The organism is Mesorhizobium sp. LjNodule214, assembly GCF_964252735.1.
Taxonomy (GTDB): Bacteria; Pseudomonadota; Alphaproteobacteria; order Rhizobiales; family Rhizobiaceae; genus Mesorhizobium.
On the sequence record NZ_CAXUPE020000006.1, the window covers coordinates 1 to 26,341 of the forward strand.

Annotated in this window: 23 protein-coding genes and 2 pseudogenes; 5 read left to right on the top strand and 20 right to left on the bottom strand. The window is 61.8% G+C overall.

Translation table 11 applies throughout. The features are described 5' to 3' along the window. The 13 genes and pseudogenes from ACSQ3Z_RS34990 to ACSQ3Z_RS35050 all read right to left on the bottom strand — a co-directional run. Positions 1-321: hypothetical protein (locus tag ACSQ3Z_RS34990; RefSeq protein ID WP_436175682.1), on the bottom strand; the 321-nt coding region annotated here is incomplete at its 3' end. Between the two features lie 12 nt (positions 322-333). Then, complete coding sequence (virD4, locus tag ACSQ3Z_RS34995) at positions 334-2,079, bottom strand: type IV secretion system ATPase VirD4 (RefSeq protein ID WP_436175683.1); 1,746 nt, start codon at positions 2,077-2,079, stop codon at positions 334-336. Positions 2,080-3,578: 1,499 nt separating this feature from the next. Then, the gene (locus ACSQ3Z_RS35000) at positions 3,579-5,231 is read right to left on the bottom strand and encodes an MFS transporter (protein WP_436175684.1); all 1,653 of its coding nucleotides are present in this window, start codon (positions 5,229-5,231) and stop codon (positions 3,579-3,581) included. 405 nt (positions 5,232-5,636) lie between these two features. Beyond that, positions 5,637-6,689: a type 2 isopentenyl-diphosphate Delta-isomerase gene (fni, locus tag ACSQ3Z_RS35005; protein WP_436175685.1), complete on the bottom strand. Its 1,053-nt coding sequence runs from the start codon at positions 6,687-6,689 to the stop codon at positions 5,637-5,639. A gap of 85 nt (positions 6,690-6,774) precedes the next feature. After that, positions 6,775-7,677 carry a terpene synthase family protein gene (locus ACSQ3Z_RS35010; protein ID WP_436175686.1) on the bottom strand — a complete coding sequence of 301 codons (903 nt, stop codon included), beginning with the start codon at positions 7,675-7,677 and terminating at the stop codon, positions 6,775-6,777. Beyond that, positions 7,674-9,224, bottom strand: a complete 1,551-nt coding sequence (locus tag ACSQ3Z_RS35015; protein WP_436175687.1) for a hypothetical protein — start codon at positions 9,222-9,224, stop codon at positions 7,674-7,676. The genes ACSQ3Z_RS35010 and ACSQ3Z_RS35015 overlap by 4 nt, the downstream gene beginning before the upstream one ends. 307 nt (positions 9,225-9,531) lie before the next feature. Continuing rightward, positions 9,532-10,539: a polyprenyl synthetase family protein gene (locus ACSQ3Z_RS35020; RefSeq protein WP_436175688.1), complete on the bottom strand. Its 1,008-nt coding sequence runs from the start codon at positions 10,537-10,539 to the stop codon at positions 9,532-9,534. Positions 10,540-10,684: 145 nt separating this feature from the next. After that, the gene (locus tag ACSQ3Z_RS35025) at positions 10,685-12,028 is read right to left on the bottom strand and encodes a cytochrome P450 (protein ID WP_199201294.1); all 1,344 of its coding nucleotides are present in this window, start codon (positions 12,026-12,028) and stop codon (positions 10,685-10,687) included. Beyond that, complete coding sequence (locus tag ACSQ3Z_RS35030) at positions 12,028-12,852, bottom strand: SDR family oxidoreductase (protein WP_342216827.1); 825 nt, start codon at positions 12,850-12,852, stop codon at positions 12,028-12,030. Before ACSQ3Z_RS35030 ends, ACSQ3Z_RS35025 begins: the two co-directional genes overlap by 1 nt. 18 nt (positions 12,853-12,870) lie before the next feature. Further along, positions 12,871-13,152 (bottom strand): annotated as a pseudogene (locus ACSQ3Z_RS35035) (ferredoxin); the annotation flags it as partial. A gap of 1 nt (position 13,153) precedes the next feature. Next, complete coding sequence (locus ACSQ3Z_RS35040; protein ID WP_436175689.1) at positions 13,154-14,440, bottom strand: cytochrome P450; 1,287 nt, start codon at positions 14,438-14,440, stop codon at positions 13,154-13,156. Positions 14,441-14,534: 94 nt separating this feature from the next. Next, entirely contained in the window at positions 14,535-15,737 is a 1,203-nt protein-coding gene (locus ACSQ3Z_RS35045; RefSeq protein WP_436175690.1) for a cytochrome P450, read from the bottom strand. Between the two features lie 126 nt (positions 15,738-15,863). Further along, positions 15,864-16,037, bottom strand: coding sequence for a hypothetical protein (locus tag ACSQ3Z_RS35050; RefSeq protein WP_199201290.1), 174 nt, complete (start codon positions 16,035-16,037; stop codon positions 15,864-15,866). A 370-nt stretch (positions 16,038-16,407) separates the two neighbouring features. Here ACSQ3Z_RS35050 and ACSQ3Z_RS35055 point away from each other — a divergent pair. After that, positions 16,408-16,853, top strand: a pseudogene (locus ACSQ3Z_RS35055) (Tn3 family transposase); the annotation flags it as partial. A gap of 278 nt (positions 16,854-17,131) precedes the next feature. Here the strand turns inward: ACSQ3Z_RS35055 and ACSQ3Z_RS35060 are convergent. Further along, a complete protein-coding gene (locus tag ACSQ3Z_RS35060; protein WP_244748465.1) occupies positions 17,132-17,764 on the bottom strand; it encodes a ProQ/FINO family protein in 633 nt (210 codons plus the stop codon). 303 nt (positions 17,765-18,067) lie between these two features. Between ACSQ3Z_RS35060 and ACSQ3Z_RS35065 the strand changes: the two genes are divergently transcribed. Then, a complete protein-coding gene (locus tag ACSQ3Z_RS35065; RefSeq protein ID WP_436175691.1) occupies positions 18,068-18,247 on the top strand; it encodes a hypothetical protein in 180 nt (59 codons plus the stop codon). A gap of 16 nt (positions 18,248-18,263) precedes the next feature. Here ACSQ3Z_RS35065 and ACSQ3Z_RS35070 read toward each other — a convergent pair whose 3' ends face one another. The 4 genes from ACSQ3Z_RS35070 to ACSQ3Z_RS35085 all read right to left on the bottom strand — a co-directional run bounded on the left by ACSQ3Z_RS35070 (position 18,264) and on the right by ACSQ3Z_RS35085 (position 22,144). Then, entirely contained in the window at positions 18,264-18,455 is a 192-nt protein-coding gene (locus tag ACSQ3Z_RS35070; protein WP_109671438.1) for a hypothetical protein, read from the bottom strand. Between the two features lie 1,182 nt (positions 18,456-19,637). Beyond that, the gene (locus ACSQ3Z_RS35075; RefSeq protein WP_199201288.1) at positions 19,638-21,074 is read right to left on the bottom strand and encodes a hypothetical protein; all 1,437 of its coding nucleotides are present in this window, start codon (positions 21,072-21,074) and stop codon (positions 19,638-19,640) included. Between the two features lie 88 nt (positions 21,075-21,162). Beyond that, complete coding sequence (locus ACSQ3Z_RS35080; RefSeq protein WP_020628768.1) at positions 21,163-21,558, bottom strand: hypothetical protein; 396 nt, start codon at positions 21,556-21,558, stop codon at positions 21,163-21,165. Further along, positions 21,551-22,144 carry a hypothetical protein gene (locus ACSQ3Z_RS35085; protein ID WP_019856495.1) on the bottom strand — a complete coding sequence of 198 codons (594 nt, stop codon included), beginning with the start codon at positions 22,142-22,144 and terminating at the stop codon, positions 21,551-21,553. The genes ACSQ3Z_RS35080 and ACSQ3Z_RS35085 overlap by 8 nt, the downstream gene beginning before the upstream one ends. A gap of 131 nt (positions 22,145-22,275) precedes the next feature. Between ACSQ3Z_RS35085 and ACSQ3Z_RS35090 the strand changes: the two genes are divergently transcribed. The 3 genes from ACSQ3Z_RS35090 (at position 22,276) to ACSQ3Z_RS35100 (ending at position 24,755) form a co-directional block, all read left to right on the top strand. Then, positions 22,276-22,947 carry a multiubiquitin domain-containing protein gene (locus tag ACSQ3Z_RS35090; protein WP_199201287.1) on the top strand — a complete coding sequence of 224 codons (672 nt, stop codon included), beginning with the start codon at positions 22,276-22,278 and terminating at the stop codon, positions 22,945-22,947. Positions 22,948-23,082: 135 nt separating this feature from the next. Then, positions 23,083-24,342: a HesA/MoeB/ThiF family protein gene (locus tag ACSQ3Z_RS35095; RefSeq protein WP_019856493.1), complete on the top strand. Its 1,260-nt coding sequence runs from the start codon at positions 23,083-23,085 to the stop codon at positions 24,340-24,342. Between the two features lie 143 nt (positions 24,343-24,485). Beyond that, entirely contained in the window at positions 24,486-24,755 is a 270-nt protein-coding gene (locus ACSQ3Z_RS35100) for a DUF6527 family protein (RefSeq protein WP_436175778.1), read from the top strand. A 23-nt stretch (positions 24,756-24,778) separates the two neighbouring features. On the opposite strand, the gene ACSQ3Z_RS35105 is transcribed toward ACSQ3Z_RS35100, so the two are convergent. Next, positions 24,779-25,387 (bottom strand): RES family NAD+ phosphorylase, encoded by a 609-nt coding sequence (locus ACSQ3Z_RS35105; protein WP_019856492.1) that lies wholly within the window; start codon positions 25,385-25,387, stop codon positions 24,779-24,781. After that, positions 25,388-26,119 (bottom strand): XRE family transcriptional regulator, encoded by a 732-nt coding sequence (locus tag ACSQ3Z_RS35110; protein WP_244748464.1) that lies wholly within the window; start codon positions 26,117-26,119, stop codon positions 25,388-25,390. Between the last annotated feature and the right edge of the window lie 222 nt (positions 26,120-26,341).

Genomic DNA, 26,341 nt, shown 5'->3' on the forward strand with positions numbered 1-26,341 from the left:
CTCTGCATTGGTTGGCGGCTGGTGAGCTCGATCATCGAACAGCGGCCGGAGCGCCTCGGGAACCTCAGCGCTGAAAGAAGACGAGGCGGCTTGCTCATCCTGCCATTGCTGAAGCACTTCGCGGAACCCCTGGTCCAGTCGCTGAAGCTCCTCTGGATTGGTTGGCGACTCGTCAGCTTGATCGAACAGCCTCCGGGCCTCGGCAAGGTGCTGCTCAACGCCCACTTGCCTGGCCTGGACCGCTTGATCCTCTTCCAAGCCGGCGTCCTGCACCACCTGCGGCAAAGCTGTTACACGGGATGGATTTTTTCGCTGGTCCACATTAGCCTCGCATCAAACTGTATCGTCAAAGTCTTGCGCCAATCCGCGCAGCGGCTCATCGAGTCGAGATTCTGCGGAGAATCCCTCCTCTGCTTCCGTCAAGGGCGCCGGCTCCGGGAGGGCGCCTGTCTGGCTTTCAAAGATGCGTTTCAGAATGCGGTCCGAAAAATATCGCACCTTCCTCAGTTGCAATGGCGGCAGACCTTTGATGAGAACAATCTCGTACTCGTCATTGAGCAGCCGAACCTGTTCGGGACGCAGCAGCGGCGCACCTTGAAACGAATTCTGAATGTTCCGGTCGAACGCTCGCGACTGGCTGTAGGAAATCGATTTGGCTTCAAACGTGTATTCACCGATGGCTTTGGAAATGTAGTTCGGAGTCTCGTCATCGGCCGTGGCCATGAACACTTGCAGTCCGGTATTGCTGAGAAAATTCTGCTTACCAGCCTCTCCATAAGCCCCCGTCAGTGCCGAAAGGCTTTGGATGATGAGCATGAAACGCCCCTTGTAGCCCGCGATAGTCGTAATTGCGGTCTCGATCGCCTCCAGCTTCCCCAAGTGCTTGAACTCATCGAGCAGAAAGAGAACCTCGTGCTTTTCGTCCTGGCGGGGCAGCGACCGCTGTAGAATTGAAACGATTTGCTGAAAAAATAAGCGTATCAAAGGCGCGATCACCTCAAGGTCGTTCGGACCAACGCAAAGATAGATGCACGTTCTGCGACGGCGAAGATCATAGACCGAAAAGTCCGAGCGACTTGTAGCCGCCTTGACAGCCGGATCCGCCCACAAGTTGAGCCCGCCATCGCCGAGCACGGACGTGTAGGAGGTTAGGATTTTCGTGTCGTTCCCCGCCATGTCGTCGAAGATGCGTTGTGCCTCTTTGTTCCGGGTCTCCATGGCGAGCTGCGCGAAGAGCTTAAACTTCTCCCCCGGCTGAGCGAACAGATCATAGACGGCGCCGATTGTTGGCGTGCCCCGCTCGATGCAGGCAAGGATCCCCGCGACAAAGATATCTCGGGCGCCGGCGACGAAACCTTCCGCCCCCTCCCCCTTGGCCGTAATCAGGTTCGCGGCCAAGCGGCGGGCTTCGGTGAATTGCTGCTGTGGATGCAGTGCTATGAGATCCAACAGTGGATTGTAGCAGTTTGTGCGCCGCTCTGAATCCAGTGGCGCGAATTTGAACACTTCGTGGCCTGCGGCTTTACGCGCCCTCGATGTGAGCTCAAAGAGCTCCCCCTTGACGTCCAGAGCTATCACAGAGCCTTTAAATGTAAGTAGCGTTGGAATGACTATGCCGACACCCTTGCCAGCGCGGGTCGGCGCAACGATGAGGCTGTGAGGCTGCTCGCCATTGGTCAGGTAATAGCCAGGCCAGAAAGGACCACTCGTCTTCCCGAAGACCGGCCCTGTCACGCCACGGTATCGTCGCAGATATCCCGGGCGTCGCATTTCATCCACTCGAGCCCAACGAGCGGTCCCGTGATGTTCGAGCTTGCGGCGCAATACGACCTGCTGAATCAGCAAGACAACCGCAGACGTCGAGAGCACGATAGCCGCGCCCTGATAGAAAACGGGGGTTGCGAAACCCAAATAGAAGGGCGTCTCAAACCAAAAGGCACGGACATCAAACGCCATCAGAGCCTCGCCGCTACCCCCGTGGCGGAAGGTTGCGTACAGACTTGCCGCACAGAACCCCAAGGCGAGTGAGCACGCGATGCTAATGGCTATGTTGGGGGACGTCGTTTTTGTAGAAGACATTGTTCCATGGCCGAATTAGCCGTGCTGATGCTGCGCTTGCTTTAGACACCGAACCGAGGTCGCGCGATGCCGACGCTCGACAGATCGATGCCGCAGCGGGTGGTGCGATGCTTGCATCGCGCCACCCGGCAGACGTGGATTTTGAAAGTTTCACGAAGCAGGTACGTCGACGGCCAGCGAATTGGAAACGGCAAGGCCGTGAACGGAATTCGGGAGAGGAAACGTTACTGCCATGGCCAAGACCTCAACGGCCGGTGCGATCCCTGCTTCTCCTGGCCTCCATTAGATCCTCTCGGGCGTGATTGTAGGAGTGGCTTATGTCCCGGCCGACTTGACCACCCCGCTGCAGCTGTTCGTGGGAGGTTTGCGGGCCAACTGTATCACGGACTGCAGCCCCAATACCTGCTATGTGGGCGTCCAGATCCGCACTGCGTTCCTCTGCTGCATGCCGCGGAGGAGGCATCTGCGGCAAGATGTCGTGCATGCCGGGAATTGAGTGAGCTTGGGCCTGTTGATTTGGATCTAACTGGTGATACATGGCGTACATAGCATTGGATGCTGTCGACCTGACGTGGCCATCCGGATCGGTAGCCAATTCAGCGGCCTGATCAAAAATGCGAGCTTTATTTTCAGCGTTAAACTTGCTGAAGTTTTGCGCAGCGTAAAGCGCTCCGATAGCTTGCGAAGGTGGGTCCATGTTGCCAATGCGATTAACAATACTATCTTGTGTCTCTGGCCGAAGGTAATGGGACACATTACTGACTGCTCTGAATTGCTCCAATGCTACTTCATCCGGGGTGTGCCCCAACCCGGCAGTCAATCTGTCCCCCAGATCGACGGCTGATCGTCCAAGCTGATTGGTCCGCGTTTCAAATCTCGCGAGGTCAGTTTCTGGCTCGGTTTGAGTGCCCCGAACGGCTATGCGCTCTCGCCTCCCGAGTTCTTTGAAGTTCCCAAGATTTCGCGCTGTATCGCGCGGGTTAGCGCTTACCAGCCGTTCTGCAACATCGGTCAATGGTCCGTATGGAAGGTCACGGAGGGTACTGCGATTCCCCACGTCTTGGGATGAACTTGCAGCTGCGCGTGCCCGTTTGTTATCGCGATCCATTGCTCGGCCTCCAAAGTCGTTAAGTTACCCAATCAGGGTACCACCGACGCTTGACCTGCTAAACCGATATGAGGTTACAGTTGTAGTCTGGCAGAAGCTTCTCCCAACTCTGGGATACGCCGAGAGCCGTAACCGGGGCAGATTTCCGGGCGGAAGGGTTTGCGGCGAGAGCGTTCGTGATTCACCGTTTGCGTGACGCATCAGGATCGTCTCGTATAAGAGAGTGCTCGAGTGCCGAGGAATCTCTCCGACAAGGATACGTCTGAGCCGCCCAGTATGCCGGCTCGGCAACCACCCGAATGGATCGAAGCCGATCTGCAAAACGGATGGTGAGAGCGTTGGCTCGTTTCCAACCCATCCTGTCTCACCAGCGCGGACGCCTGGACGGATGTCAACGCCGGAAAAAGAACCGCATCGATTGGTCCCGCTTGCGGCCAGCTCCAGTCGGCCGCTCGATCGCAAGCGTGATTCGAGGAGGAAGCTCTCCCAGGTGCAATGCGAGGAGACGCTGGTCCAACTCCTTGTCGGCTGCCGTAAGGCGGTGGTTCAGGCGAAGGTAGTCCATCCAGGTCGGGGTGCGGAAGGTTTCTGTCCAACGCGAAGGCTGCTGGAGGTCGCGCTGGAGATTCCAGTGTCGCGCACCAACGCCGCTTTGTACTCGCCGCCGTTCCCGCATCTGCTCCAGGAACGCTTCGACATTTGCTTCGGGTATTGAATATTCGATCTTGGCGACGATCGGCCCGCTTCGGGGCTTCAAATCCAGGGCAACCTGAGGCGTTTCGAAGCCAAGAGGAGCCTGATCGGAATCTTTCCATTGACGGATGGGCAGCAGGAAGCCGGTGCCAGCGACCAGCACCAGCGCGCCACCTGAAAGCTCCAGAGCCGAGCTCAGCGAATAGCTCTCGGCCACCGTACCCCACAGCCAGCTGCCAGCCGCGATGCCGCCGGATGAAAGGGCATAATAGATCGAGAGCGTGCGACCAACGACCCACCTTGGACTCGCCAACTGGACGCTTACGTCCAGCCCGGTCCAGGTCACGACCCAGCCCGCGCCGCCGAGCGCCAGCGCGATAGCCGCCACCGCCACCGAGGGGGTGAAAGCAAGCGATAGACAACAAGCCGCACAGGCGATGCACGACAGTGTCGTCAAACGTTCCTGGGACAGCCTCCGTCTCAGAATGTTGTTGCAGATGCCGGCGAACAAGGCGCCGGTCCCGAAGCCGGCCATCAGGATGCCGTAAACGACTGGCCCTCCCCCCAGCTGATCGCGGGCGACGAGAGGCAAGAGCGCTAGTATAGAGATGCTCGTCAGCCCAAAAAGGGCACCGCGGGCAATTGCTGCCTTGATTTCGGATGACAGGGCAGTGAAGCGCGCTCCGTCATGGATCGCCGTGGTCAATGGTTCACTCGGCAGCGGTGACGAGCGAACATGCCATTTGCAGCGCCCTATGGTCCACAGCAGCATCAGATATGTAAGCGTCGCCACTGCGAAAGCCGTCAAAGGGCCAAAGGAAGCAACGACGACGCCACCGAGAGCGGGACCGATGCTTCGGACGGCGTTATATCCGACCGAGATAAGCGTGACGGCGGCCGGAACATCGCGCTTTCGCAGGATATCGCCAACCGACGCGTGCCAGGCGGGGTCGGTGAAAGCGGCGCCTACTCCGGCCAAACAGCTGAATGCAAGAACTATCCATGGATTGAAAATTCCGAGACCTGCAAGAACAGTCAGCATCGTCGAGGACAATGCTATCACGCACCAGCCAGCGAACATGAGATTGCGGCGGCTGTAATTGTCGGCTAGGGCGCCGGCGATAATTGACAGGAGGAATGTGGGCAAGGTTGTCGAAGCCTGCACCAAGGCGACCATCACATCCGATGTCGAAATGGTCGCCATCAGCCAACTGATGGCAACCATTTGAATCAGCCACCCTAGACTGGATACCTGCGTGGCAATCCAGATCGGACGGAAAGTTGAATTCTCGAGCGGCGCAAACGTTGCCGATGACACCGGATTAACTTCTTCACGCGCCACCCCGCTCATTGGGCCGAGCCTCCCTTCGCTGCCAGTTGTATGAGATTTCTCCCCGCCCACTTGCTCTGGAGGAATGGCAGGATCAGGGCATTTTATCTGCGCAACGCAAGTTATTTTTGCCTGGCCGATGCTGCGACAGAACCGAATGCTTCCTCTGGCGCGATCGTTCCGCTATGCGTGACGAGACCGGTTCGATCCTGTCGTTGTCGATCCCCGACCACGTTACAAGGATCGTCAGTTTGACGATCCTTGGCGTCTCCAACCAAGCCACGTCCTGGGCATCGACTTCCCTTCTGGTGACCACGAGCTCTCGCGCATTGAACCGCCTCGCCAAGGTGGATCAGTAGTCTATCTTTGGCGTAGGTATTCAGCAGCTTGCTAGGCGCCCGCCGCCACGTGCGGGAGACGCCGGTATTAACCGGCGGGCAGATGAGAGGGCAACAAGCGCGCCTGACGCAACGCCGCCAGATCAGCCGAGCCGGTGCAGAAGCATGCGACGGCCAACTGGCGGATGACGATCTCGAAATGCGCGACAACCGCCTCGGTGGACACCGTCGCCGCGCGCAGCACGCCGGCCGCCTGCCCGGCGATGTCCGCGCCCAGGCGGATGGCCTTGGCCACGTCGACGCCGTCGCGGATCCCGCCCGACGCGATCAGCTTCACAGTTGGCAGCGCCCGACGTACCGCCTGCACGCTGGCGGGGGTCGGAATCCCCCAGTCGGCGAACGCCATCGCCACTGCACGGTCGGCGGCATCGCGGGCGCGCTCGCCCTCCACCGCGGCCCAACTGGTGCCGCCGGCGCCGGCGACATCGATGACCGCCACGCCCGCCTTGACGAGCGCGCAGGCCACCGAGGCGGACAGGCCCGACCCCACTTCCTTGGCCACAATCGGCACGTCCACGCTTCGCGCGGCGCGAGCGATCTGCGCCAGGACGCCGCGCCAGTCGCGGTCGCCCTCCGGCTGTACCGCTTCCTGCAGCGCATTGAGATGGACGATGAGTCCATCGGCCTCCAGCGCATCCACCGCCCGGCGCGCCAGGTCCAGGCCGTCGGCCTCGCGCAGTTGCGCGGCGCCGATATTGGCCAGCAAGGGAATGTCTGGGGCCATGCGGCGCAGCGCGCGCGTCAGCCCCTGGGTGTTGCGGGATTGCAGGCTCACGCGCTGCGAACCGACGCACATGGCGATCCCCAAGGCTTGCGCTGCCTCGCTCAGATGCCGGTTGATGGCCTCGGCGCGTGGCATGCCGCCGGTCATGGAGCTGATCAGCAGCGGGGCGCGCATGGTCTTGCCCAGCAGCGAGGCGCGCAGGTCGATCTGCGTCAGGTCCAACTCGGGCAATGCGCAGTGTTCGAAACGGATGTACTCCCAGCCGGCGGCGACCGTGGCCGGCGCCGTTCGCCGATCCAGCACGATGTCCAGATGGTCGTCTTTGCGCCGGCTCGGGGCGGTGTCGCTATTGCTCATGCTCGCTCCATCCGTCGCATCGGGCGACGGCGTTGCGTCGGATCCGACCGACGGCAGCGGCGCGCACGCAGCCACATCACGCCGTTCAGGCGGGCGCACGCTGGCCTCCCCCCGCAGCGTCGCTGCGGTAGCGGCTGGTCGAGGTCTGGTAGTACTGCACGCGGATGGCCGCCATGGCCTCGATCAACGGTCCCCACGGCGCGGGAAAGCGTTCTTCCGCCATCACCCGGTGCAGCATGCGCGTATGGCCGGCCAGCTCGTCGTTGAGGAACTCCACCACAGGCATAGCCGGATAGCGCTGCCGCAGCAGGATCGCCGCGTTGTCGGCCTCGCCGGCCGACCTGTCCTTGTCGCGTCCATGCAGATCGTTCTGCAGGCGCCCTATCGCGGAGATGAGCCGCAGGGCCTGGCGAAACGCCGGACGCGCACGCAAGGTCGCCATGTCCAACCCCCACAGCAACGAAAGGCAACAGAACACGTTCGTGTAGGCGATCGAATCGATGCCGTTGTGCAGGTACTCGGCGTAGGACCAGCGTTCCGCCCCTGCCGCCTGCGCGTGTCCGGCGCGCAGCGCCCCGCAGTAGCACCGGGTATCGTCGAGAAGCTGAGCATAGTCGCGACGATCGTAGGCGAGCGCGGCCAGCGAAGCGCGCAGCACAGCGCAGCCCTCGAATCCGGGGAGCGCGGACGGCACGCCCTGCCCCAGCGCCTGCTCCACCGCGGCGAGCTCCTCCGGCGCGATCAGGCCAAGGTCGTTGCAATCGTCGAGCCAGAACAGCAGCGCCAGTTCGCGATAGAACGCCACGATCAGCGTTTCGTCCTGCGGATCGCGGCCAGTGCGGGCGCTGGTGTCGTGCAGGCTCGGGTGGATGCGCTGCAGGATGTACTGGCCGCCCCTGACCGCTTCCACGGCATGCTCGTCGGCGAACCCTGTCAGGGAACGCCCCCACTCCAGCACCTGCTGCAGCGCGCTTTCGGTCTGGATCATAGCGCCGCTCCTGCTTCCTCGGCCAGGACGCGCCGCCCCCAACGAAGCGCCAGCCACAACCCGGCGAGTTCGGCCACGCGCACGACCCGGGTGGGGCAATACAGTTCCTTGCCGATCCACAGCGGCGTCTGCGGCAATGCATGCGCCACATGGCGAGCGAGCATCCACTCCAGCGCACGCGCCACCGCCTGCGCGATGCGCCGGCGCCCTGTCGGCTCTTCGCTCCCGTCCATCACGTGCAACGCGAACAGCGCATAGGCGGTTTCCTCAAATGAGGACGCGCAACCGGCGCCCCAGCCGCCGTCATCGCGCTGCGCCTGCAGCAGCGCCGCCAGCGCGCGCTCGTCGCGCCAATGGGGCTTGCCTTGCGCCAGTGCAGCGACCGCATGCGCGGTGGGATACAGCCACGAAACGTGCCATTTTTCGTTGTCCCATAGACCGTGCGGGTTGCGATTGGCCTCGACGTAGGCGCTGGTGCCGGCGGCGGGCTTTCCCAACAGTCGCAACGCATGCAGGGCATGGATGTTGGTCGACACCGAGGCATTGCGCTCGCCGGGGAAGGTGACGAATAGCTCGCCGATTTCGAAATCGCGCAACGCATCGACCGGCGGGTCGCGACCTGCAAGGCGCAGGACGCACAACGCAACTGAGGTGTCGTCGGCATCGGCTGCGAAGTGCAAGGCCGGGCCCAGACCGCGCACGCCCATGCGGGCGTCGAGCTGCGCGACGATCACGCGCACGGCATCGGCGAACGCGGGATGCGCGAACAGCCCGGCCAGATGCAGGGTGTACAGCGACCAGCATGGCTCGAACACATTGATCGGCCAGACGTTGGGAACGACACCTTCGATGCCGCTGCGCGTCGCCCGCGATGCCGCCTGCAGATACGCGTCGGTGCGCCCGACCTGCGGCGTGCTCCCATGTGTTACGGCGTGCGCACGCCACGCGGCGGTGGCCGCCGGACTGATGCCAATGCTGCCGTCGTCGTCCGGGCATGCGGTGGTCGGCGACGTTCCCCAGGCTTCCCAGGAGTGCAGCAACGGATGGCCGCTCGGCAACGTCGCCACCGCCCCCAACTTGACAAGGCACGCCTGCCGCAACGGCAACAGCGCCCTGTGGCGCGGAAACCCCACGCCGCCCAGCAAGGATGCGGCCTCGCCGCACAACTGCGGCAGGATCAGCTCCGCGCCGATCGGCGCGTCTTCCGGCACCGAATGCGCGTAGGGATCGGGCTGGCGCTCGAGGAACCGGGTTGCAGCCTGGACTGCGTCGGCAGCGCCGGGAAGAGGATCGGCACGCTGCAATGTCAGCAACGCCGCCCAGGTGGGCGCATGGCGGAACAGCGGGAAGTCCGCGCTTCCCCATCCGCCATCGGCCTGTTGTTGCGCGATGAGCCACGCGTATGCGTCCTGCCGACCGGCGACGTTGCCGTGGAACTGCAGAGCTCGCGCCGTGTCGTAGACGGACGGACCGACGCTGCCGCCGTCGCTCATCTCGATCAGCAGGTGGCGCAATTCGGAAAGGATCTGTTCGGACAGCGCGTTCACGCGGTATGTTCCTTCTGCAGACAGTTGACGGGAACCAGGATCGGGCAGACTCCGCGCACGTCGCCGCAGGCCCGTCGCGGCCCGGCGCATGGGCAGCGCCGGACGGCCGCCCTGCTCCGGCGCGGCGACGCACCCCGATGCTGGCGCCGGTCCGCTGCATAGGCTTGCGCGCAGCGCGCCGCGTGCGCCGCGGCCGTGCTGGGCAACCGCTGCGAGCGGTGCCGCGGATTCGGACACAGTGCAGCATGCACCGCTACCGCCGGCCGATCGCAGCGGCACAGGGGCGACTCCATGCGGACGGGCGCGCTCATGCGCATGGCGCGTGCTTTAACAGATATGCGTTGGCCCGCCGCAGCATCTGCGCCAACCGTTCCGCACGCGGCCCTAGCGGGACGATGGCCTCCCCGGCGTCGCGCAACAGATCCAGCGCGAACTGGCGCGCTGCCTGCAGCCCCATGATGGACGCACAGGTCGGCTTCTGCGCCGCCGCGTCCTTGCCGGGGGTCTTGCCCAACGTCGCGGTATCCGCTGTCGCGTCGAGAATGTCGTCGACCACCTGCAACGCCAGGCCGAAGCAGGCGGAGTAGCGATCGAGCGCACAGTACAGCGCAGCGTGGGCGGCATCCTCCGCGATGGCGCATAGCGCGCCCATGCGAACGGACGCGCGCACTAGCGCTCCGCTCTTCATCCGGTGCATCGCCACGATCCTGTCCAGATCGACGTGCTTTCCGACCAGCGACAGATCCATGGCCTGCCCGCCTGCGGCACCCTCGGCGGACACCGCCTGCGCCAGTTCGCGCACGAGCGCGATACGGTTGTCGCCCGGCGCATCCAGGTTCGCCAGGGTCAGGAAGGCGTGCGCCTGCAGCGCATCGCCGACCAGGATCGCAGTGGCTTCGCCGAACTTGACGTGCACGGTCGGAAGGCCGCGGCGAAGCACGTCATCGTCCATTGCGGGCAGGTCGTCGTGGACCAGGGTACAGGCGTGCATCATCTCGATGGCGGCGCCGACATCGTCGAGCATGTGCGTCGGCGTGTCGGCCAGTGCGCCGGTAGCCAGACAGAGCAAGGCGCGGGTGCGCTTTCCGCCATGCAAGCTGGCGTAGCGCATCGCCGCCATCAGCTCGGTCTCACCGTCGTCTTCGGCGCAGAGAAGACGCGCCAGCGCCTGTTCGACCCGCTTTGCGCCGTCCTGCATCCAGATCTCCGGCGGCAGCCTGCCGGATGCGCCGCGCGCCTGCGCGCCCAATCCGCCGAGCGCGGAAACGCCAGTTCGGTCGTCGTGTCGCGTGGAACCGGTCTGGATGTTTTTCATGTCCTTGTACCTGACAGGAGACGGCCACGGCGAGCGGCGAGCCGCCGCGGCGTTGCCGGCGTCGCACCGAGCGCGCGCGCCGAGTGGAGCAATGCTGCGGGTCGCCGGCGCCGCTGCCTCGCCACACGGGGCATGCGATGCCAGCTCATGAGAATCCGATGCGGATTTTCATGGACGGATGTGCGGTCGGGAAATAGCGCCGACCTTTTTCGACGGCGCTCAGCAACCGCGGCCGCACCCCGGCCTTGTGCATGGTCAGTGCCAAGGCGATGCAGAACTGCACCATTTCCAGCCATACCAGGTGGTAACCGATGCAGACGTGTGGGCCGGTACCGAACTGCAGCATGTCCACCGGCCGGATCGGCTCCGTGCGTTGCAGCCACCGTGCCAGGCGGAACTGATCAGGCGCCTCGTGCAGCAGCGCAGAGGTCGAGAAATGCAGCAGCGGGATGCACAGAGGGGTGCCCGCAGGAATGCGCCGTTGGCCGAGTTGCAATTCCTGCAGCGCGCGACGCGGCAGGAGCGTGGTCGCCGGATGCACGCGCAGCGTCTCGCGGAACAGCGCCTCGGCGACCGGACACTGCGCCAGGTCCGCGTGCCGGGTCGGCACCGCGCCCACGCGTTGCGCCTCCTCGACCAGGGCGTCCCACAGCCCAGGCTGCCGCGCCAGCTCGATCACCATCCAGGCCATCGTCGAGGCGGTGGTGTCGTGACCGGCAAGCAGCAGCAGGCGGATATTGGCGACCAGGACGTCGTCGGAGAGCACATCGTCGCCGCGATCGAAGGCGCTCACCATGTCATTGATCAACCCAGTGCGCGCGGCATGGGCGCGCGCGTCGCGGACGAACTGGCGCAACTGCGCGTCGATCCAGTCGCGGGCGGCGCGGCCGCGCCGCAAGGGCAGTCCGGGCAGGTCGACCGGGGGCGCGACGATCAACTGCAGCAGTTGCCGGTATTTGCGATGCCATCCCGGCAGGTCCTGCGCTGGGATTCCCATGAGGCTGAAGATGAGCTTGAGCATCAGGTCGCCGGTCTCGCGCAGGATGGTTACGTCGCCGCGGTCGCGCCACGCCTGCACCCGCGCCTGGATGACGGGCGCGAACAAGTTGCCGATGCCGGCCTGGGTCAGCCCCTTGGGCAGGAACGCCGCCTTGATCGCGTCGCGCGCCTGCCGGTGCGCGCCGCCGTCCTGGGCGACCAACGTTCCGCCAAGCAATTCGGGGGCGATCTCTTCGATCAGCGCCGAGGACACGTCCTTGTGCCGGAGCAGTGCAAACGCATCCGGATCCACGCAGGTCATCAGGTGTCCGGCAGGGCCGAAATCCAGCCAGAAGTGGCTGCCCAACGTCCGTTCCGCGCGCCGCAGCAGGCGCGGCAGGTCGCAGACGATGGCGGGAAGATGTCCGACCAGGGGGAAAGCGCCGGGCACGACCGGGATGTCGTCCCGCAGCCGGTGCCGACGGTCCAGCGGGTTGAGCAGCATGTCCATCAGCAGCGCGGCGCCGCGGCCGCTTCGGCGGTGTCGCCGGCAGGCCGCGCGGCGCGGCTGTTGCCACCGTCGGCGTACGTCGGCACATGCGCCAGCATGCCGCCGTCGATGCACAGGACCTGGCCGGTGATGAACGCAGCATCGTCGGAGAGCAGGAACGCCACCAGCGCGGCCACGTCCTCGGGGCGGCCGACGCGCTGCAGGAGTTGGTGCCGGCTCAGATGCCGTTGCATGCACTCGTCCAGCTTGGCGAGGAGACGCTCGGTCATGATGAGACCCGGCGCAACCGCGTTGCAGCGGATCTGCGCATGACCGTACTGGGTGGCGAGCGAGGCCGACAGCATGTTCATCGCCGCCTTCGACGCCGCGTAGGACGTCTGCGCGGTGTCACCGCTGAGCCCCTGGCACGACGACATGTTGACGATCGCGCCACCGCCGCGGGCGATCATTCGTGGGATGGCCTGCCGGCAGCAGAGCAGCGTGCCGCGCAGATTGGTCGCCATGGTCTGATCCCAGACCGCCAGGTCCAGGTCGAGGATCGTGCGGTCGCGCGGTGTCAGATGCATGGCGCTCGCGTTGTTCACCAGCAGGTCGACCCCACCGAAGTGCCGCTCCGCCGTCTCGAACAGCGCTGCCACCGCCTGCGCATCGGCGATGTCCATGGCCAGGGCCAGCGCGTGGCCCGCTTCGGCCGCGATCTTCGCGGTGCAGGCGATGGCCGCCGAGCCATCAATGTCGGCCACCACCACTCTGCCGCCCTCGCGCGCGATGGCGAGGGCGCATGCCTTGCCGATGCCGGCGCCGGCGCCGGTCACCACGGCCACCTTGCCTTCAAACCGTCCTCCTGGGTTGCGTTGGTCTTTCGCGGCATGCCGCTCAGCCTGCGCCGGAGAAGGCGCAGGGTCGGCGCTGGCGCGCTCGCCAGCGTCGCTTTCGATGACCCGAATGGCGGCGACCGGACACTGGCTGGCCGCGAGCCGCGCGGCGGCGTGCAGCGCCTGCGGGACCTTCGCCACGCACACTTCCGCCACGCCGTCCGGTTCGCGCTGGCGAAAGATGCCCGGCAGCGTCAGCACACACTGCCCGGTGGTTCCGCATAGATCCTGGTCGATCACGACGCGCATCTCAGCCCCCCTTATGCAGCCGCACCGGCAGCGCGCGGAACGTCCTAAGGAACGCGGACGGTTCCCGGGTCGGCTGCTCGGCCAATGCCAGTGTGGGGAAGCGCGCTTGGATGCGCGGCAGGCTCTCGGCCAACTGCACCCGGGCCAGTTGCGCACCGAGGCAGAAGTGGATGCCGTGGCCGAAGCTCAGCATGATCTTCCCGTCGGTCGACATGCCAGGAGTGGTGCCGTAGAACCGCGCGGGATTGAAGCGGTCGGGATCGGCGAAGGCGTCCGGGTCGCGATTGCCGGCCGCGATGAGCACGCGCACGTCCGCGTTCTTCGGGATCACCACGCCGCCCAGTTCGATGTCGCGCTGGGCGATACGCGGAATGGAGCTGAACATGGCAGGCGCGTCGCAGCGCAGGACTTCTTCGACGAATGCCTTCACCCCTACGGCGTCTCCCTGCAGCCAGTGCCGCTGTTCGGGATACGCGAGCATCGCCAGGACCGCATGGTCGATGGTCGAAGCAGTGGTGGCGAAGCCGCCTAGCAGCATGCCCCACAGCATGCTGATCAACTCCGCATCCGACAGCGTGTCGGCATCGTCGTCGTGTACGCCGACCACCATCGACACGATGTCGTTGCGGGGATCGGTGCGCTTGCGCTGTATGAGATCGCCGAAGTAGGCTTGCACCCTGGCGCTGGCCGCGTCCGCCGCGGCGAGCTGGGGATCGCTGGCGTGTGGGCTCAGGCCTTCCAGAATGGCGCCGATGCCGGCAGCGAGCCCGTACATGTCATCCTGGGGCATGCCGAACAGTTCGGCGAAGACCAGCATTGGCAAGGCCAGCGCGAATTCCCAATGCAGGTCCACCGCCTCCCCGCGCTCAAGCGCGGGCGCCATGCCGTCCAGGCGCGCCGCGACGATGCGCGCGATGCTCGGCCGCAGGTTGTCGATCTGGCGCATGGTGAAATCGCGCGAGATCAGCCGGCGCAGACGCGTATGCGTCGGTGGATCCTTCATCGCTAGCGTGGACGCGAGGAGATTGAGTGACAGGCTGGTCTCCGCGCGCGGGAAATAGCGCGCCAGTTCGCCCGGCGCCGGTCCCCGAAACACATCGCCCGTGGCCTTGAGTGCCCAGTAGATGTCGGCGTGGCGGCTCAACAGAAAGAGGCCCGACGCCGCGCGATGCACCGGATCGTGCTCGCGCAACCACCGCATGAACGGATACGGGTCGTGGATGCACGCTGGCGACGCCAGTTCGGCGAAGGCGTCCCGGCATGCTGCCTTGGTTTCTTGCACGTCCATCTTGGTTACCCGTTGGCTGGCTGATCTGACCGGCGCGTGCTAGGCGCGCCGGCAAATTGCGGATAAGATCGCGATTCCGGGCGGCGTCCGCGCGTCACCAGAGCACCGGGAACTCCTCGAACCCGCCAGTGATGATCTCCTTGCGCAACTTCAGTTCTTCGGGCGCCACGGCCAGGCGCAGCGCGGGAAAGCGCTGGAAGATCGAGCCGACCACCACCTTGAGTTCCAGCCTGGCCAGCGCCATGCCGATGCAGTAGTGCGGCCCGTGCGAGAACGTCAGGTGCGGATTTTCGTCGCGTCCGATGTCGAAGATTTCCGGGTCGTCGAAATGGCGCGGATCGAACGACGTCGCCGGCAGGCCGACCAGCACCTTGCTCTCCGCGGGAATATGCACGCCCGCGATAGTCACGTCGGTCCTCGGATAGCGCATGATGCCGTCCCAGCCCGCGCCCGGCGGGTACATGCGCAGGATTTCCTCCACCGCCTTGTCCACCAGGGATGGATCGCCGACTAGGCGTTCGCGCTGTTGTGGATGGCGGAACATGGCCAGCAGGCCGAATTCGATCTGCGCGACGGTGCTCTCGTGCCCCGCCACCAGCATGCCCGCCGCCAGGCCGATCGCCTCTTCCTCGGTCGCATTGCCCTGCTCGACCGCCGCGAGCAGATCCGTCAGCAGGTTGTCGCCCGGATCCTGGCGCTTGTCCCACATCTTGCCGCGAATGTAGGCGCGCAGTTCTTCCCAGGCCAGGCGCGACGCGCTGCGCGGGCCGCTTTCATGCTGGTGCGTCATCACTTCGTCGGACAGCCCGGCGAAAAAGGCGTGATCCTCGTAGAGCACGCCCATCAGCGCGCTGATGACCATGGCCGGCAGCGGAAAGGAGAGGTGGCGCCTCAGGTCGGCGGGCTGGGGCTGGACCGCCAGCGTCTCGAACAACTGCGCGGCGATCGCCTCGACCTGCTGCGCGAGCACCTTCACCCTGCGGTTGCTGAAGGCCGGCGCCACGATCGTGCGTAACCGGGCATGCTCGCCCCCCTCGTGCGAGACCAGCCACCCCGGCGAACCGAGAATCACCGAATCCGGGGTGAATGCCGCCGGCGGCATTCCCGCCGGCCGGAACGCCGCGTCGGACAGCGCCGCCTTGGCCTCGTCGTAGCCTGTCACCCACCAGCCTTCGTGCCCGGAGGGGAAGCGCACGCGGTGGATCGGACCGTTGGCGCGTAGCGCCAACATCTCAGGCGAGGGCTCGATGTGGTCGACGCGCCACATCGGCAGCGTCGGCAAGGGTTGTTCGGACATGGTGGCACTTCACTCTCTAGCGATGGAAGGGCGGAAGGCGCTGCAGGCAGCGAATGACGATGGCATGTAGACGTCCTCCGCGGCGTAGCCCGACTCGATTATCAAGATCGGCCAACGTGTAACTGCCTAGGCATACCGCGCGGCGAGATGCAGAACTTTATCCTGCGCCTTCGAGTTCAGGATAAGACGAGTGTGGTGGGCCTTTGAGTCGCAGCCGGCCATCAAGATTTCCTGCGCAAGGGTCGACAAGGGCGGCAGCCTGTTTGGGTACGGGGCGGTTTCGCCGAGGCCCCCTTGCATAGAATGTTATCTGATGCGGATTTGACATTTTGCTTTTCTTTCTCCGTTTCATCAATCGCGGTGTCATCCACGAAATGAAGGTCGGTCCGCGGCTCCCGGCTCCCAACGAAGGAGTTTCAAAACTCGTGCCAATTTGGCGACCCAGCAGAAGAAAAACATTGTGATTACTTTTCAGCGGATTAGCCTGAGGCTAGACAAGAGCTCGGCGAAATAGGCCGGTGTCGCGGACCCAACAAAGACGACAGAAGAGTGTCGGATAGGCGACACCTTCTTTGTCAGTTGTCCTGTCCTGGAATGATGGCAGGCCACCTGACCCTATATTGACCCATAGGAGGTTGGCTCAGGGTTCACGTGCTTGCTAAGGGGCGCGCTCGAGGCGGCTTGCGGGCGCGTTGCCAATACAACACTGGCTATCCGCAACACCGCCATCTGGGGCGAAGCCGGGACGGCCTGCGCGTCGGACTCCAAGAAGTTCGGCGCTTGGGACGGCAACCTGATGACGGAATGGCATGTCCGCTATGGCGGTCGTGGCGTGATGATCTAATGGCATGTCGAAAAGGGCTCGACCTGCATTTTCTCGCAGCTCAAGCGCTGTTCGTCTTCGGAGGTCGCCGCGATGATCAAGGGCGTTCTGCGACACTGCACCAACGTCGAGATTCAGGGCCAATATTCGACCGCCGTCGGCGTCGCTTTTTGCCGCCTGCTCGGGTTCACCTGCCGCCACGCCTGAAGGCGATCGCCCAGCAGAAGCTGGCGCCGCCATGCCTGCGCGCTGAATTTCCCAATCTGCTTCCCATTCTTTCCAACGTCATCAACTGAGAGGAGGTTGAGCAGCAGTATGGCCACAGTCAATCTGGGCCGGCATCGATCTGACTGCCATCCCGAAATATCACGGTCGCAGCGGTAGCCAGAACGACCATCGGAATAGCCTCCGGCCTTCGTTCATCCCGAAGAAGGGTTGACCGACCACTCCGTTTCGCCAGCGCGAATGCGGCAACTCCATTGCGATCGCGGCAATTCGGATTGGCGCGGGGCGCCATGTGCTCCGACCCTGAGGGCTGTCCCGGTCGGCGCGAGCTATCGCTCAGCGGCGATCAAGTCATCGGCTTTCGGAATGACCGGCGACGCTTCGTCTCAACGATTATGCCGGTCGGGCTGTCGGCCGTATTCTTCGCCTTGAACACGGCGGTTCGCTTCGGTTTTGGTTTGGGTGGCGCTTGAGGCTCAACCCTTGGCTCCGGCGTTTGCTTGCCCTTTTGTTTGTCCTTGCGGGAGCAAAGCAAAGCCTTGGCGGTCGCGGCGTCCGCATCCGAGACCACGCCGGCCGGCTTGCCATCGAGATTGACCCGTGCGGCGCCGGCATCCAGTCTCGCCAAGTATTTGGCCATCTTGGTATACGCCAGCAGGGCTCTCCTCAATTCATCATCAGACAGTTCGCCGTCGAGCACCCGAATGTCATGATGGATGCCGATCTTGAGCGGCCTGGGCGCTTTCGGATTGAACGCCGCAGGCCACTTGGCCGATAGATAGCGGAAAAGCTGTGCAGGCGATTTGCCTCGGCTACAGCTCAACATCATAAGCCTCGCCCCATTGTTTTCGTTTCCAATTCGGACCTTCCTAGCACTGATATATGCAATGATTATGGAAAAATGAGCATTCGCTCCGCAGGGCAAAGACCTCCTCATTCGGACACGCGAGGTGCCTGGTGAGCCGAGCAGGATCGGCACCAATCACGCCGAGCCGTCCCGTTAGAGTTCACAGCCATACATCAGGGTCGGTGGAATGCTGTTCTCCAATATCTCCGCCAGCTCATTGACCCTTGGCAGCGCATATCAAACGCCGGCAGCGAAAAAGACTCGACGGCCCTCCGCGGAGGGCCGTCAGCGAGTAGGACCCGAAACCGTCGCGGCTCCTCTCACCCGTTCGGCCGTTCCGTCGTACCAGGGCGTCGCGTAGCGCGAAAGCTACTCAGGCGACCGTTCCGTGATCTCGGCCGGATCGACGCCGTCCTGGGACAGGAAGGCAGGCGAATGGCTGAAAAAAAAGCGTTCCGCCACAACCCGGCACCTGGCGCGGGCGCGGCGGAACTGCCGGGCGGCGGCCATTCCGGAATAGCTGCCGCCGATGACAATAGGCGCAGCGAAATTCAGAAGGTTGTGGGCGACAGGCTTCGGACTCCCATTCGATTGCCGACTCGGCTCATGCCTTGACGGGCAATATTCGGCCTCAGAAGCGGCGCCCAATCGGAAACATTAGCACCTCCGCGTTTTGGCTCGGCTGCTTGAACTCCTCGACGGCAACTGCCTCAATTAGCAGATCCAAGGCTTCGCGCCCTCTCTGGCTGATCGGGTCATCGCCTCGCAGGTAATGATATGCTCGATCTAGATGCACTCGCGCGGCGGAAAAATCGCTTGTCATATGACCCTCTCAGTTGCCGCCCGCGTTAGCCGTCTACGAGGTGAGGGTCACGCAATCGTCAATATCCACAGACGGATTTGATTTAAATCGCAGATGACCCGGGAGAACCAAACACCGGCTTGTCCTATGCGAGAGCTCCTTGATTATGTCGCCGGCGGGCCCGGTGGACTCTGCAATAGGGTTGCTTGGCAGGACGCCACTATGGCTTTTCTGCGTTCTGTCTTATCGCTGTGACATTTCCCGCACAGGATGACGTTAATGACACTCTTTCCCGCGTGAGGTGAGGTGATGAGAGCAGGTTAGAGTGACGCGCGGCAGGGAGGACAGGAGGCGATGGCAAAGGCTGAAACTCGGTAAGACAGCGCAGACCGTCACGCTTGCTACAAAGAGAATGTTCTTCGAAGAGTATCGTTATGATCGATCCGGCGTCGCGAGGCTCGGCCGGCTGAAGGAGGACGCTGGCAATGATGCGGTCAGGGGATGGTTGGCACGATCCACGCCAGGCACCTGCACGGATCACCCCGCAAAAGTGGCGGACGGGACCTGGAATCGAGCCGACATTGCGAGATTTTCGCGGCCGTGGCGGCTTCGCTGTCTGCTGTCCGCAGCCGAAGCGCGCATCAGATGAGGGCCAGCGGTGGGTGCATCGCCGCCGGAACCGCGGGGATGACGAACACGATCTTCGCCGGCTAGGACAGCGGCACTGCGAACTCAATGTTGGAGGCGCTACGCCGCTCGATCTAGCGGAGGCGTGGCGAGTCGATGCGGCCGGCCAAAACCCGCGCTGCCGCTCGATTTCGGGAAGGATCCCTTGCCGCTTAAATATGATTCACCGATGAAGCTTAGGGTGTCGACCATGTCGAGGTGTTCGTCGCCAATGATTATCCGGGCGGCAACTGGACGATGCCAATTATTCGGGACATCACTCCCAATTCGATAATGCCCTTTTATGCGACTTTAGAAGCACAGAACGCGAACATTAAGAGGTTTGCACCAGCACAGATCCTCCTGTGTTGACGTCTCCCCTCGCCGACGCCAAGGCATGCGAATTCCGTCTCCAAGACCACCTAATTGTGGTCGTTGAAACCGTATCTCCTACGGCTCACGACGTCCTGTCAAACACGGAAACGCTGACGGAACACACCCAACGCGTCCTGTGAGAATTCATTGCATGATACTCCCTCAGTCCGCATCGCGTCGCGGGCGGCTTTGAGGTGAGGATATCGCTCGATCAGTTCGTCCAGCACTTCGTCCGTCAGATTTTTCTCGCGTCCGGGCATTTTTGTGCTTACGGGCTTTTTCTCCTTGATCATGTGAGGCTCCATTCGTTTCCTGGTCGAAGTGATAGTTGTCGAAGAAATGTTGGTTCAGCTCCGGTCGGAAATAGTGCTTGCGGTCGATCCAAATGAAGCCATCTCCCTTGGAGATAACAGCAACATCAACCGGTCCGCCGACCGTCTCGGTGCTTAATGACATGCGCTTTTGAAACCAGTTCAAGCTGACTAGCCGCGCGGCTGCAAAACCCAGCTCATCCTTCGGCATATTCGCAATCGCCTGTTTGATAGGGCCGAGGTGTTTTTCTTCTCGCTGCTCATTCAACTTTTGGATCAAGCTTTTGATGGCTTTTTTGCTTTCGGGACGAAACTGACTTTTCCACTTGGCGCGCTGTTCATCAGTCAAGTCCGCGATCGCATCGACGATGGCGTCCGGCAGATTGGTCACGAGGTCTGCAATCTCCTTCGTCATACGAAGTTCAAAGCCGGGATTCATCCCATGGAGAAAGGTGTTGACCATGTCGCCATCAGCGAAAGGGACAATAACCGATGGCGTATCGCAATCGATCCTTCGAACCTCACAGCAGCGATATTTGAGCCGACCTTCGAAAACGTCGCCGATCTCCATAGACTGCATCACAGGGAAATGCTCATCTTCTCCGAAGCCTGCAACCACGATGCCGCTCAGCGAAAAGCTGGGAATTCTCTCCTTGGAGACGATCAGCCTCGCCAGTTCGTAAAGCGCCTGCATGGTCTCCGAATCGATCCGAAATGGACCGAACGCAGCCGCAATACGTTTGCTTATTTCGCCCGAGAAGCGACCGGTAAGGCGCGCTCCAACACCCTCAGCGAGACACGATGCCTCCGCCTCGCTCTTCCAGCTGTTTCGCTCTTTATTGATGATCTGTCGCGCGATGTCACTCGAGGCCGGCGGCGGATCGGTGCCATCAACGAACGATGCGTAGATTGCGTCTTCGATGCGGTTCTCAAGTAATGCGAAAAGCGTCTCAATTGAGCGAAGATAAAAACGATCCTGCAACGCCGCAGGAAACAGTCTTTCGTTCCTATCAAGGAAGCCGATCAGCGCGCTGCCATATTCTTCTAACGTCGCAAACCTGGAGTTGCCGAGCTGCCGCCGAAACACCTTGATGATCGTTTCCCACGGCACTCCAAGCAGGGCTGCGTTGTCATAAACCATCACTCCGACAGGGTGGCGCTTAGATAGCATGAACAGCTTGTCGGCAGAGTTGAAGACTTTGTCACCCTCGCCATTGTTGACTGTCGCAGCACTATCGCTGGCAAGCGCGACGCCAAGGCTGTTCATTACGACGACCTCGGATGTCATCGGGTGGGCTCGTCAAACCACCGATACCCAAACGCCACAGCCCGCGGCAAAGCGCGGGCTTGGAAATAATAACGCCTAAACAGCTCGCTCATCCCATTGCTGACCCGTCGTCCGTGCGCAACAACTCATCCAGCATTTCTGCAATTTCGGCATCCTCCGGCTCTCGACTCTTGAATGCCATGCTGATCCGCGTCGGCAGTTCAGGTCGCGAAGCGATAAGGCGACCGAGAAGCCGACGTCGTCCAGCCGCGTCACGGGGAACCGCGCGCCTCGCAGCTACTTTGGGGTAGGCTGGGGCGTGCCCGACCGATGCGTGTGAAACGGTGGATCTGAACTGCGCTAGCCTCATTGCGATGAAAGAAGAGGTTTCATCAGCCTCGCCTCGCGCAGTCGCCGTCATGTCGCCATTGACAGTGCCAGCAACAATGTCCTCACAGCCTCGCAACAGCGCGTCGAGGCGATCTGCAGGATCAAAATTACTCATGCTCAACTCCTTCCGGATATGCGCGGACAAGACAGCGTCGGATTCGACGCTGCGCCGACGCATATTGCTTTGCCGTTAGATCGGCTTGCGCCTGGATTTCATGCGGCTCAAGTCCCTTGGCTAGGCCATCAAGGATTGCGAGTGCCGCAGCGTCCCCATCGAAAAGCGACAAGATTTGGCTGATCATCTGACGCGCGTGGATATCCCGTTCAGGTCCAGGACAGTCACTTGCAGTTGTCGTGAGGACCGATTCCTGACCCGAGCGGGTCAGGAGATCGGCCTCAATGGTAATCGGTCCAAACTGCCATTTGCGGCGGTGTTCGCTTGCGAGGCTTCTCATCACCTCCCGCATAAACAGAAGAAAGGGCAATCTACGCGGCCATTTGCGTGTGCCATCCAGAGCCTTGTCGATCGCGTCATGTAGCAAATCCCGCCACTCGAACCCGGGAGCATAACGGGCCCGAAGCTTGGCAATCAGGTTGAGGCGAGCGATTTCAGTGATGTCAAGCGCTGCCAAAGCTTGCGCGACTTCATCGCTTGTTGCGACCTCGTCGCCCTCAGATACTACCTTAGCTTGCGTGCGCATGCTTCCCTATGCTGACGAAGCCGCGGGTCTCGGACAGCCGCCCTGAAAAAAATTTGGCGGCGTTTTGCTGTCTGCAACACGAAGCGCCGTCAGCATCATCTGATGCAGAGAAAATAGCAAGGAGCTGCGCGATGAGCGATGATGATGAGAAGGACGTGAAGGACAAGAAGTCCTATAAGGTCCAGATCGACAAGGAACACTACGAGAGCAATAAGGCGCAACCAACAGCCCGTGAGCTGTTGGTTCTCGCCGGAAAGTCGCCTCCGGAGCATTTCGCGCTCTACTTCAAACCCAAGCGCGGGGCGCCCGAGCGGATCGAGATCGACAAGGAAGTCGACTTGCGCGAGCCTGGCGTCGAACGGTTCGTAACCTTGCCGCTCGATCAAACTGAAGGACTGGGTACCGACCGCCGGGAGTTTGACCTCCCGGCGGAGGACGTTGAGTGGCTTGTGGCAACCGGTCTTCGCTATGAACTGGTAAGAGAAGGGGGCGTGCTTAGGGTTGTTATTTACGGTTACCCATTGCCGCCTGGCTACAATGTAAGCGCAGTGGACGTGAACGTGCGCATCGACACGGGCTACCCCGAAGCGCAAATCGATATGGCCTACTTTTACCCAGAACTGCAACGGAGCGACGGCCGCTCAATTGGCGCACTCGCTGCAGAATCGTTCGATGGAAAGGTATGGCAGAGGTGGAGTCGCCATCGAACGCCCGCTAACCCCTGGCGTCCGGGAGTCGACAATCTTTCCACCCATTTTGGCCTCGTCGACAGCTGGCTGTCACGTGAACTTGCGAAAGCTTAAACGATGGCTGTTTCGCTTACCCTTACATCTGCTCAAAGGGACGCACTTGTGCAGCATCTCTTTCCCAGTGACCGGTGTGAAGCCGTCGCGCTGTTGCTGTGCGGTCGCCGAGCGGGCCAATCCCGTCATCGGCTGATGGTCCAGAAGGTCGTTACTATCCCATATGATCAATGCAGTGTTCGACTACCTGATCGCGTAACCTGGTCAACAGCCAAACTTGAGCCGCTCCTCAACGAAGCAGCGCAACGCGACTTGGCGGTCGTCAAGATACACGGCCATTTTGGCTACGATCAATTTTCCAGCGTCGATGACGCTTCGGATAAGGAACTATTCCCGAGCATCTACAGCTGGACCGATGGCGGTCCGCACGGCAGCGCGATATTGATGGATGACGGCCGCATTTTCGGTCGCGTGGTGGATGATGCAGGTCATTTCGAACCGTTTTCTCATGTGAACGTCGTCGGAGACGACCTCTCCTTTTGGTATTCTGATGGCGAAACTTGTGTTGAGACCTTTGGCAAGCGGGTCGCCCAGGCCTTCGGCGCCGGCACCTACTCGCGACTGCGTCGACTCCGGATTGCTGTGGTGGGATGTTCTGGAACCGGCAGCCCTGTTGTCGAGCAGCTTGCGCGAAACTGTGTCGGAGGGCTCGTTCTCGTCGACCCCGATCACGTCGAAGACAAAAACCTAAATCGCATTCTTAACTCAACCATGGCCGATGCCGCAGCGGCGCGACCGAAAGTGGATGTTCTTGCGGAAGCAATCCGCTCAATCGGCCTTGGCACCGAAGTCGAGACATACTGCGCCGATTTGTTCCACCCGGACGTCGTTCGCGCGATTGCAGGTTGCGACATTGTGTTTGGATGTATGGACAGCATTGATGGGCGGCACCTGCTCAACAAACTGGCGACTTTTTATCTCCTCCCCTACTTCGATCTCGGCGTAAAGCTTGAGGCCGATGGGCAAGGAAGCGTCGATCAAGTCTGTGGCACGGTTCATTATCTGCAACCTGGCGGATCCAGCTTGCTGAGCCGAAACGTCTATACGATGGAGCAGGTCCGCGCTGCTGGGTTGTTTCGCACCGACCGTGCTGCGTATCAGGCTCAACTTGCACAAGGCTACATACGAGGTGTGGCTGAAGACCGGCCGGCGGTTATCCAGCTGAATATGTTGATTGCGAGCCTAGCCGTTAACGAGCTGCTCGCCCGACTGCACCCCTATCGCATCGACCCGAACAGTGACTACGCGATCCACCGGATTTCCTTGAGCCACGGTATCTTCGAGCACCTTGAGGACGGCAGCCCATGTTTGGCCCTTGAACGCCACATCGGTCGGGGCGACGTGACGCCATTGCTCGATTGGGCCGAATTGAGTGAACAGAGGGAGGCTGCTTGAACTGGATTCGACGCCTTTTTCGGTCCCTTGGCGATCGGTTATTACCGCGCTACCGCGCGGTATTCGTAGACGATTTGCCGGATCGACTGAAGGAACGCCGGATATACCTTGTGGGTGAAGATCGAGATTCGTGGCAGGCGGCTATGATTTGCCCATGTGGATGTCGCGCACGCATCCAACTGAGCTTGGTCCCTCGCGACAAGCCAAGCTGGAAGGCGGAAGTGGGATGCGCTGGTGTGGTTACACTCAAGCCATCGATTTGGCGAGTGAAAGACTGTCGAGCACATTTCTTTGTTCGAGCCGGTCGTATCGTTTGGGCTCGAGACAGTGGCATTGCGCAGCCCCCCGACATGGAACTCGGCCACGTTCGTAGCCAGTCCGCCGATAATGGAGAGATACGCGTTGAAAAGTAGGCGCGGCATCTAATCTCGAGTTCTCATTGTAGTCCGACCTTCAGGTCGCTCAGGATTGTCGCGATCCCGGTTTCCTGGAGAAGTGGACCATGCTTAATCGAATGAAGCTTCGGGATTGCGCGGTCGTAGATCGCCAGATTTGTTTCACCATTCAAACGTGAGGGATAAATTATTCCGTCCGGTCGAGCTGGGTGCTCATATATGGCGAGCGACCATCGGCGTGCCAAACTCTGTCTCGAGCCTCGGGCTACATCGCTGGGAATGCCCATTCTCAATGGTCCGTCGCCCCGGAAGTCTACGAGTGACAGCGCTGCGGTGACCTCGACCAACGCGTAGCTGCGTGCTGCAAGATCGTACTCGTCCAACAGGAGATCGCCGATCCGGCCATCGCCTTGGTCGCGCAGCACCGCCTCGACGAAGCAGACCTTTATGCTGCTGCCTAGATAGACGACACCGAAGCGACGATCGGGCGATCGACGGCGAGGATCGCTAAATCGGCTTGGGCCTTTACCAAATCCAAGCGGGTCCCGGAAGCGTGTGAGCAGAATGCGCCCGAATTGCAGACCGACGTCGACTGTCGCGCTATCGAGCGAAACGGCCGCGAACCCAGATGGTGGATGGAGCCGCGGCACTCAGGCGAAGGTGCCATGGGCAATGCTGTCGGCGAGGGCTAACGCCTCCTCCGTTTTGCCGCGTCGCAATGCCTCACGACCCGTCAGCCCATCGAGTTCTGGATGCGACTGTACGAGAAAACGATATACTGACCACGGCCCTCCACCCAATCGCTCGAAGAGACCTGGAAGCGCTTCAAACGGCTTTCCGTCCTCACCGAGCTGCCACGAAGGAAAGCGAAAGCCGCGCTTAGCGCCGTCGAGACCCAACACCCGACCGTTTTGACGTTTGGTGTTGACGGTCATTCGGCTGATACCTAACAGCGACGCGAACCTGTCCGCGCTCAGCATGTCCGCTTGAGCCAAGATTGCTGCTGCGTGAATCTTGCCGCGCGCGCGCGCCTGATCGAGCGCTACTGTCAAATCTTGGGCGGCATCCGCCGGCATATTGGTCAGTCGGGTGACAGTAGTATCGCCCGTCGGATCGACGTTGACACGGAAACTGACAGCTCGGCCCGCCGCCTGACTTTCGGCCATCGCCCTGCCGTAACCAGCCAAAAGGGCCTTTATCTTAGCAGGTTTCTTGGAGATCACATCGACAATGTTACGTGGAGCACGGAAGGTAACTCCGGCAGTGCCCTTAGGCAGAGCCGCGCCCGCACTTGTCATGAAGGCGGTCGTGAGCGTTTCTTGCGAAGAAGCTCGTTTGGGCCTCTTGGTGCTGCGGCTCTGTTTGTTTTTGGCTTGAACCATATCGTACCTCTTGGATGCCATATGGCGTCTTTCGTCAAGTTCGTCAAGTTCGTAAGAATCGATCTAGTCTTCTTTAGGGTTGTGTGACCGTTCGGACCGCGCGCTCGTTTTGGAGGATGCTGGAACAATGCCTCTGCCCCACGCGGCTCCCGGCCCTAAATCCTACAGACTGCCCTGCCACGCGTGGGGAGCTAGCTGTGAGCTTTCAGGAGGTTGTCCATT